This is a genomic window from Deinococcus misasensis DSM 22328, assembly GCF_000745915.1.
Taxonomy (GTDB): domain Bacteria; phylum Deinococcota; class Deinococci; order Deinococcales; family Deinococcaceae; genus Deinococcus_C; species Deinococcus_C misasensis.
The window spans coordinates 1-8,909 of sequence record NZ_JQKG01000084.1; the positions used below are offsets into that span (position 1 = coordinate 1).

The 8,909-nt window shown below is 51.6% G+C and carries 10 protein-coding genes; 8 read left to right on the plus strand and 2 right to left on the minus strand.

Going from position 1 to position 8,909, the window contains the following annotated elements; genetic code table 11:
- Positions 1–611: transporter substrate-binding domain-containing protein (locus Q371_RS22785; protein WP_157442899.1), on the minus strand; the 611-nt coding region annotated here is incomplete at its 3' end.
- A gap of 972 nt (positions 612–1,583) precedes the next feature.
- On the opposite strand from Q371_RS22785, the gene Q371_RS22790 reads away from it, so the two are divergent.
- The 8 genes from Q371_RS22790 (at position 1,584) to Q371_RS22830 (ending at position 8,597) form a co-directional block, all read left to right on the plus strand.
- Entirely contained in the window at positions 1,584–2,810 is a 1,227-nt protein-coding gene (locus Q371_RS22790; RefSeq protein ID WP_157442900.1) for a hypothetical protein, read from the plus strand.
- Positions 2,811–3,027: 217 nt separating this feature from the next.
- A complete protein-coding gene (locus Q371_RS22795) occupies positions 3,028–3,489 on the plus strand; it encodes an extracellular solute-binding protein (protein WP_169743912.1) in 462 nt (153 codons plus the stop codon).
- 64 nt (positions 3,490–3,553) lie between these two features.
- Positions 3,554–3,805, plus strand: coding sequence for a hypothetical protein (locus tag Q371_RS22800; protein WP_034345168.1), 252 nt, complete (start codon positions 3,554–3,556; stop codon positions 3,803–3,805).
- Between the two features lie 167 nt (positions 3,806–3,972).
- A complete protein-coding gene (locus Q371_RS22805) occupies positions 3,973–4,554 on the plus strand; it encodes a carbohydrate ABC transporter permease (RefSeq protein WP_211253886.1) in 582 nt (193 codons plus the stop codon).
- Positions 4,555–4,749: 195 nt separating this feature from the next.
- Positions 4,750–5,982 carry a glycoside hydrolase family 32 protein gene (locus Q371_RS22810; RefSeq protein ID WP_034345174.1) on the plus strand — a complete coding sequence of 411 codons (1,233 nt, stop codon included), beginning with the start codon at positions 4,750–4,752 and terminating at the stop codon, positions 5,980–5,982.
- A 284-nt stretch (positions 5,983–6,266) separates the two neighbouring features.
- Positions 6,267–6,548 (plus strand): hypothetical protein, encoded by a 282-nt coding sequence (locus Q371_RS22815; RefSeq protein WP_157442902.1) that lies wholly within the window; start codon positions 6,267–6,269, stop codon positions 6,546–6,548.
- 400 nt (positions 6,549–6,948) lie between these two features.
- Entirely contained in the window at positions 6,949–7,629 is a 681-nt protein-coding gene (locus Q371_RS22825; protein ID WP_034345181.1) for a winged helix-turn-helix transcriptional regulator, read from the plus strand.
- A 383-nt stretch (positions 7,630–8,012) separates the two neighbouring features.
- Positions 8,013–8,597: a hypothetical protein gene (locus tag Q371_RS22830; protein WP_034345184.1), complete on the plus strand. Its 585-nt coding sequence runs from the start codon at positions 8,013–8,015 to the stop codon at positions 8,595–8,597.
- Positions 8,598–8,605: 8 nt separating this feature from the next.
- On the opposite strand, the gene Q371_RS28245 is transcribed toward Q371_RS22830, so the two are convergent.
- On the minus strand, positions 8,606–8,821 hold the full coding sequence (locus tag Q371_RS28245; protein WP_425388044.1) for an integrase core domain-containing protein: 216 nt from the start codon (positions 8,819–8,821) through the stop codon (positions 8,606–8,608).
- Between the last annotated feature and the right edge of the window lie 88 nt (positions 8,822–8,909).

Below are 8,909 nucleotides of genomic sequence, written 5' to 3' on the forward strand. Positions count from 1 at the left end.
GCTGCCCGTCTGGAAGCGAGGCCCGAGGCGTCGGTGGTGACGGCATCGCAACGGCCCTGATCGAAGGCAGCCATGACCTTGTCAAAGTCCTGGAAGGTGAGGAGTTTGAATTGTTTCTTCTTGAGGCGGAAGTAATCGGTGATGTTCTGCTCGGTGGTGGTGCCCTGGTTGGTGCAGATGGTGGCGCCATCAAGGTCGGTGATTTTCTTGACGGGTGCTTCTTTTTTGACCATCACGCCCTGACCGTCGTAGAAGGTGACCGGACCGAAGTCCATGCCCACTTCACCGTCCCGTGAAGAGGTGTAGGTGGTGTTTCTGAAGACCACATCGACTTCGCCACTCTGGACAGCCGTGAAACGCACGGCTGCGGTGAGGGGAACGTACTGGACTTTGCTGGCATCGCCAAAGATGGCGGCGGCGACGCCTTTGCAGAAATCGACATCGAAGCCGGAGTACTTGCCGTTGGAATCGAGGAAACCAAATCCGGGGAGTTTGTCATTGACGCCGCAGACGAGCTTGCCGCGTTTTTTGACGGTGTCGAGTTTGTCTGCTTGAGCGGCAGACATCAGACTGGTGAGGCTCAGTAAGAGCAATGCAGTGAGTTTGGACATGTTTGTCTCCATGGGTTGGCCAGAGGTTGCCCCGGATAGGGGCAGCCTGGAGTAAGGATGTTCAGCATTTCTGGCATACATTTAGAGAAAAATGTATGCGCATACAATGCTGTATGGTGCTGCTTTTTGAAAGCAGCGTTGAATGTGAGAATTTAGCCCTGTGGCAGAAGACCAATAGCAGTCAATGGTGGTCATGCCATGTCGTTCATTATTAGAAAGTCATGGCAAATTTGCAATACCCGTAATCCCTTACGGTGAGACTCCAAAGTTTAATAAACAAAGCTCCAATGATGGTTTTTAGCGCCTTTTTTATCTCAGTTCAAGTCGAATATTTTGAGTAACCGATACACAAAAGCCGGAAAAATACTCCAAGAATCAGTGATTTTTAATACAAAAGAAGAGAGAAAGTGGGACAGACTGCATACATTTTTGTTTCGCAAACAGATGAGTATATTCGTAACAGTGTGAAGCAAATTTGCGTAAGCGCTCACAGAAGCATCCAAGAACGACAGCTGCGCTCTCACCGGATTCATCTGTTGGGAATTTTCTGGGCTGAATTGTCACAAAAGAATGTTTCCTAAACACTGCAAATGTTTCTTCTGGTCCCTAGATGAGTCGAACGTGAAAAACGCTTCCCACAAAGAATTTTTTCAATTCTTATTTAAAAAATTCACTCGGCCAGTGATCGTTTTTTTCGGAAACGAGAAAAACATCTCTGATGTTTCAGGGAGATCAGTATTGACATGCAGAAAGGTCAGGCCCATACTGAGCTTCAGTTTCATAAGCCTTGTTACACAAATGACCAGAGGAGGGTCTTTCTGGTTGAGCAGGACTTTGAAACGCCAGCAGATTCACATGCCAAACCATTCATCACCCTTTGAGGTGCTGGATGATCTGTGATTCTGTCAAATGTCACCGTTGCTACTCTGTTGCAAACAAGACCACCCTGTCCAACCTGAGAATGGTGCTGGCTTGGAGCGGTCAACAACGGTTATTACCCAAAGGAGTGAACGTATGAAAAACTTCAGTAAGCAAGCTTCGATCTTGACCATGACCTTTTCTCTGTTGACTGCCTGTGGTACGCTCTCCTCAACACCCACCAGTCAACCCAGTTCTCAGCCTGCAGAAGTCAGCCTGCTGTTTGCTGATGACACCTCCATTGTCAGCAAACACTTCAGGACCAACTACCCAAACAAGATCACTTCCACACCCACTGCCGCTTCTCAAGTGTTGCTGGTCAATGTCACCGACCATACCGCTGAACAAATCCAGAACCATCCAGTCTTCAAAGAAGCCCTCCAGAAACAAAGACAAATCATTTTTGATTCGGACGGCTCTGAAGCATCCAAAAACAAAATCGCAACCCTGACTGAACAAATCTTCGGATTTGAAATGCGCTCAGCTGCAGTCCAAATCACCACCAAAAACCCTGGTGAGTACAGTGTGGTGGCCCTTCCAGACGTGCTGCAGTTCCAAAAAATGGGAACCAACACCATCGATGCAGAAATTTTTGCACAAGAATCCGATTTGCCTGACTCAACCATTGAAGAAACAGATTTGACAGTCAGACCTCAACTGGCAGCCGGCAATGATGGAGAGAGACGCATCTGGCCCATTCATGACAGAATCCAAAACGAAATCCACCTGAGAGGAGCGATTTTCTTTGCTGACACAAATTGGTCACGTTCCACCAAAATCAAAGAAATCAGGCTTCCTAAAGTTGTGACCAAAACCTTGACAGGTTTCAAATGCACCCGAGCAGCAGGATGTTACTACAATGGCTCTGCAGCCACTTCAGTCAGTTTCAGCAATTCAGCAACCACAGGTTATTCCGAATCACTTTCAGTGGACACCGAAGTTGGCATGAGCTTCGAAGGGTTTTCCAGCAAGATTGGGATGGGCTTCACACGCACATGGGAATGGACCAAAACAAACACCAAAAGCAGAACATTTACAGAAACTGTTGTTTTCAATGACAGTAATTCACCCAAAGCCAAAAATGGACAGTGCCTCTTTCCGAAATTGATTGCAACCCCCATCATGAAGTATTACGCCATGGAAGGGCTCTGGTTCCGCACGCAGCGTCTTGGAAAAGACAAACAGGAAGTCAAATGGGAACCATGGAATGTCATGGGAACCGCAAAACAATACCAACGCACTGGCTTCTACTGGCGAATTGACGTCACTCCCAACTGCTGACCGGACAAACCAATAGCACTGTGGGATGTGCACACGTCTTCAAAACTCGTGGCACATCTCTCCATGTTGACGGTCCACAGGCTGACCTCCTTTCGAACAACGGGATTGCTTGGCTTGTCACAACTCTCATGGTGTGATCCCAAAAAGACCGTCTCAGGGAGTCAAGACCATGAAACATCTTATAGCACCGATTCTCATGGCAACCTCGAGCCTTGACTTGGCCCAACAGAAAACCGTCACGGTCTCCGGCAACTTCACCGGGCAGGACCAGCAGTCCTTCCAGAAAGTCATCAACGCGTTTGAAGCCAAAAACCCCGGTATCAAAGCCAACTACACCGACAGCACATATTCCGTCACCCTGATCAATGTGCGTGTGCAGGCCGGAAACCACCCCGACATCAAGTCGGGCAGAGCCACCAACTGGTTGGAAAGCATCCTGCTGAGAACCGCTCCAGCCAGCGTGTACGACAGGTGGATCACCAACAAAGTCAAATTCGATTCTCCAGAGGTCCGCAAAGCGTGGGGTGTGCTCGATGACATCGTCACCACGCCCGGCTACGTGTACGGCGGCAAAACCACGGCGGTCAACCTTGCGTTCTGGAAAGGCACCACCGATTACTTCACCGGGAAGAACCTCGATCAAGTCCTCAAAGACATTGACGCTGCTTGCAGCAAGTGATCTCTGAACTGGTGGGGCACCCCCTCCACCAGTTCCTTTTCTGACGCACAACAGGAGAACCACAATGCATCAACCCCCAAAAAAACGGAAAGCCACAAAACAGGCTTTCCCCCAGAGCAAAGGCGAACCCGCCAACCTGAAAAACCTCTTGTTGTATGGGGTCTTGATGGTGCTTGCTCTGGAATTTTTCAGACGGATTTTTGTGTTCCTCAAAGCAGGTGACGCACCAGAGTGGGCCATTTTCCTCACCTCCATTCTGTGGGGCGTGCTGGGCATGAACCGCAGGAAACTTCGGAACCCCGGTGATTGCCCATGAGCAGTACACCTGATGTTCGAAGCCAGAGATTTCGGCAAAGGTTCAGCCATTGCCATGGTCCTGATGACCGTGCTCCCTGTGGTGCACTAAAACGTGCATGAATTTTGCAAAGATTTCAAGAAGGGATTCTGATGCAAAATCCTCTATCTTCCATTCACTCAACAAAAGTGAAACCCTTTCAGCGTGACACCCAAGTGCGAACCCTCAACAATGGAGTGATTCATGTGACCTTGACCGTGCTGGCTTTGCTGTGGACTTTGCCCACCTTGGGGCTTCTCATCACCTCCATTCGCCCACCGGACGACGTGAACGGCTCGGGTTGGTGGACGCTGCTGTTCAACCCCGAGAAGGTGCGCCTCACCCTCGACAATTACCGCATTGTGCTCGGGTTGGGTCTGGATCAGGTGAAAATGAATCTGGACCGCAACGAAGGGGACATCCAGCTTCTGAAGTCGGTGATGAACACCATCATCATGACCATTCCCTCCACGGTCATCCCGATTTTTCTGGCGGTCATTGCCACTTACGCTTTTGCTTGGATGCAATTGCCAGCCAGCCCATTTCTGTTCACAGTGGTGGTGGCTTTGCTGGTGGTGCCCTTCCAGATTGCCCTGATTCCCGTGCTGAAAGACTACAACGTGCTGGGCCTGAATGGGACTTTTCTCGGGGTGTGGTTGGCAAACACTGGATCCGGGCTTTCACTGGCCACTTACCTGCTCTACAACTACATTTCCACCCTCCCCTGCTGATGGTTGGAGCTTTCATCAGCATGCTGATTCCTCTGGTGGTGTTTCTGGGCTTCCAGCGGTACTTTGTGCGCGGCATGCTGGCAGACAGCGTCAAAAGTTGAAATGCATCCCTTCAAAGGGACCACTCCCTTTCTTCATTCCTCTCCTCAAGGGTCCCTTACGGCAAGGGGGACCCCCTTTCAGTGAGGCTTTTGCATGAATCCTTTCTCGTATCACACCCAGTTCGCTCCCTGCGAACACAGCACGCCTCTGGTTTCTTACGTGGGGGACCACTGGATTCACCTGCAGCCCCATCAAAAGGGATGGCAGCAGCACACCACCCGCAACCTGATGGACTGGATTCCAGAGTCCTGCCGGGTCGATGACCCCATGCAAGGGAGATGGAGTGGGAGCACTTTCACGCACCAAGGCATCACTTTCATGTTATGCAGCACCCTTCACAACAACACGCACTTCAGCACCTTGACGTTGTGGCAAGCGAACCCCACCCTCACCCACTGGCAGGGGAGCAACAAGGTGGTGTTTTACCATCCGCACCATCCTTTCATCCAACTTGCTGAGCCGCACATTCACACCCGCAATGGTCGCACCTACTGCCTGATGACGGCATTGTTGCCCAACGGCAAAACGGCCTTCGTGACTTTCAGGATGCACACCCCACACCACTGGGAGTTCCTCTCAGCAACCCTCAATTTGCTTGCTGAACCCCATCAACCTTTGCAGTTCAGTCCATCCCTGCTTCACATCAACGATTGGGATGTGCTCACCTACCATTCCCCGGGCACCGGCACCAACTACGCCCTGATCGGACAGTTCAGTGAAGGGCACTTCAACATTCAAACTGCACAGGTCCTCAATGAAGGTATGGGAGTCCACCGTCCACGCTTGATCGACATGGACCATTACGCCATCCTGAATGCTCAATTCAACTCCCCCTACCATGGACCCCTCACCTTACCCACCCAACTGCAAATCACCCCAGCAGGGGAAGTGCACCTTAAACCTTTCAAGCTTGCCAAACACCTCACAAAAAACCCTTCCAAGCTGTACCAACAAGTGACGTACCAATCGGAAGTGCTGCACCTCAAACCCGCCTATCTCCTCAAACTGAACCTTCCGTCAGCAAGCGGAACCCTGCTGGTAGAGTTACTCAGCCCAACCCCCACCGGTGGAGGCATCCACCTGCTGTTCGACACGGTCGGTCACACCATCACCGTGCACCACCCGACCCGCAGCTGCAGTGTCACCGGCACCCTCGTTGGGCAGGACATACACATTTATGTGGATGGACCCACCATCGAAGTGTTCAACGCTGGCAGGGCACTGTCCCTGTGCATTCCAGAGCATCCTCCCGGAACATACCTGGTGCTCAAGCACCTCTCTGGTCCCTGCTTGAGCACCTACTCCCTGTTCGAACACAACCCTTGAGGCACCCAACGTGAACCACCTGCACCACACAGTCCTGAAGTCTCCCAGTGACCACGTCTTGCTGATCCCAGCGTTCTTGTGCACTGGTCACCATTTGATCCCTGCCAAAAGCAACCAAAAGTTCTTCATTGCCTTCGCCGCTTTCTTTGCGTTCTCTCTGAGGCTCTTTGCTGCACACCAAAGCCCCGGATGGTTCAATGGGGTGCTCAATGCCTTCACTTCTGGGGTGCAACTCACGCCTCTGGGTGTGCTGCACCTCATGCTGTGGAATGATCTCGCAATCCGTGCAGAAAAGCAAAATGGTGTTGCTGACGGCTCGGGGGATGGATGTGGTGTCTTGCGGGATGACGATTGTGCTGCAAGAGCGCCGGAACAGGCTCAAGTTGGAAACCCAGCGCAGCAATGGCTGGGAGGTGATCGCCACTCAGGATCCCCTCGCTGTCCTGCCGCACTGCATGGCTCGCCAAAGCCATACTCCTTACGACCTTCCCATGCACCTGGTGGCGTTCGACATGGATCACTTCCAATGCATCAAAAAACCGTTTGGGACAATGGACTCGCAATGATGCAAATTCTCTCACAGCGCACCAACAAAGCTTTCCAGCCTGGAGTCACTTACCGGTGGGTTGGCAAAGAATTCTGTGTGCGGCTCCGCGGAGGTAAACCCACTCAGGTGCCCTCACATCGTGAGAACAACCCTCAGGAAATTGAAAAGCGTGCGTGCTTCAGAGGGTTCAGGGTACGCATCAGCAGGGGCATCACCCAACCACGAACGAGGGACGCACCCTCTGACGACCTTACCCCTCATGGATGTGAAGTGAAATGGACGCAACCAGAGCAGGTTTTTGTGAGCAGGTGACCTCTCACCTGGTAGAAGTTGGACATGATGGCACGTGCGTTCCCATCGGGATTGATTTTTTGAGACTCTGGAGCAGAACGAACCTCCAGAGCACCCCAGGAGTAACCATGAAGACACGCTTTGTTGGTGCTGAGCTCACCATTCGCATTCTGGTGTATGACATGCAACCCCACAAGATGGGGCCGATCCCAGAGAGGTTGTTGAACCATTTGAGTGCCCCTCCTTACATGGTCAGTGTGACCGAACGGGAAGCGCTGGCCTTCAAGTACGCCCCATTGATGGATGTGTTGTTGCTTCGTCACCCTGATGTTGCGAAGTTGAAGGAAGTACTTCTGGTGCTCAGGAAGTTCGCGTTGGTCCAGAAGATTCTGGTGGTCACTGGGGCATTGGAGGAACGCAGTGCTTTGCTGCAAGCAGGAGCAAATGAAGTGCTCTCTGGACACACCACAACAAGAGCATTCACAGCTTGCCTGCAGGCGTTATTGCACAGCACCGAAACGCACCACAAAATGGTGCGTGGCCCGATGACCATCCTGTACATCCGTAGGGTGGTGATCCTGAACGGACTGCGCATCCCACTGGAGGAGAAGGAAATGGAAGTTCTGTTCCATTTGGCGTTGAATCCTGGGGTGCTGTACACCCGTGAGCGCATCATGCAGGATTTGTGGGGTGAGATGCACCCAAGGAACCAGAGGAAAGTGGATTCGGTGGTGTTCATGTTGAGGCGGAAATTGGGCAACCACTTCATCGAAGGGGTTCGTGGACAGGGTTATATTTTTAGGGTGTAGGTGCATGAAACAACATCACTTTCTTGATTTGGAGCACATTCGACATATTTTTAAGGACCTGAAACACCAAAACAATTTCAAAAAACGGGATTGTTGGCTGAAATTCAATTTTGGAAACCTCTTTGGAGAAACAAGTCCTCTTTCACGTCAGATCAGCCATCGGAATTCATCATTCTTGAATCTGAAATGCCTTGCTGCAGGCCACGCCCAGACATCTTGGCCTATGGCTGCAGGGGGATGAAAGTGTGACTGCTTCCCCTACTTCTCAAGTCAACACCCGCACAAGACAACTGCATTTGTTGGACTGCTCTAGTTTAGAGACGGCCCTCGGTACCTTGAGTTGCGGACTGCAAATTCCACAGGGTTTCCTGGAAGACATCCTGATGGACATTCCCCCAAAAAAAATTCACTCCAGAAAAAGCCTGAAGGTTTCCCCACCCGATGAAGCATTGTGGAGTGCACTCCAGAGAAAGTACCCGATTCGTCCGTGGAGTCAAGGCACCTGCTGGTTTCATTACACCCGCACGTCCAACGTGCAAAAGTACACCCGGGGCCTCTTTCCTCTCGGGCAGGTGTTCCCCGAAATCTGGCAGGAGTTGGAAATTTTGGCTTTGAAGTTCATTTCGCGTGACGCCTGGCAGAAATTCAAAGGAAATTTCGGTCACCACCGTTTGGCGTGGCTGATCGAACAGAAACTGGATCATCCGAGGCGGTGGGGTCCGCATGGCACGCTGTTGCGAGCAGAAGAAGTGAATTCTGGCGGTGTGGAATGGCAAGAATTCTGGAATGGACCTGAGATTGTGGTGGATGTTTGTCGGTGCTTTCAGGGAGCGTTTGGGGTGGATTTGCTGGGATCATACTTGGAGGTGACTCAGCCGTGCGTGGTGCATTTTTGGACCCCGGGAACCAGTAAGGCAACGTGGGTGAAAGCAGTGCATTGGGTGCTGAAATTGCAACACCTTTGTTGACATGTAGTTCAGCCACACTGCTGCTCCTCAAATTCCACCGGGGAGCAGAACCCCAGGGACGAATGCAGGCGACGACGGTTATACCAGCCTTCTACCCAAGAAAAGACAGTCCTACACGTCTCTTCTCTGTTGCCAATGGATCGGTGCAAAGCCAACTCTAACTTCAGGGTAGCGAAGAAACTTTCCACCACCGCATTGTCCCAACAATTCCCCTTCCGACTCATGCTGCACGTGGCCTGGAGGCTCTGTAGCGCCTGTTGATAGGCCTCACAGGTGTACTGGACGCCTCGATCGCTGTGATGCAGCACCCCA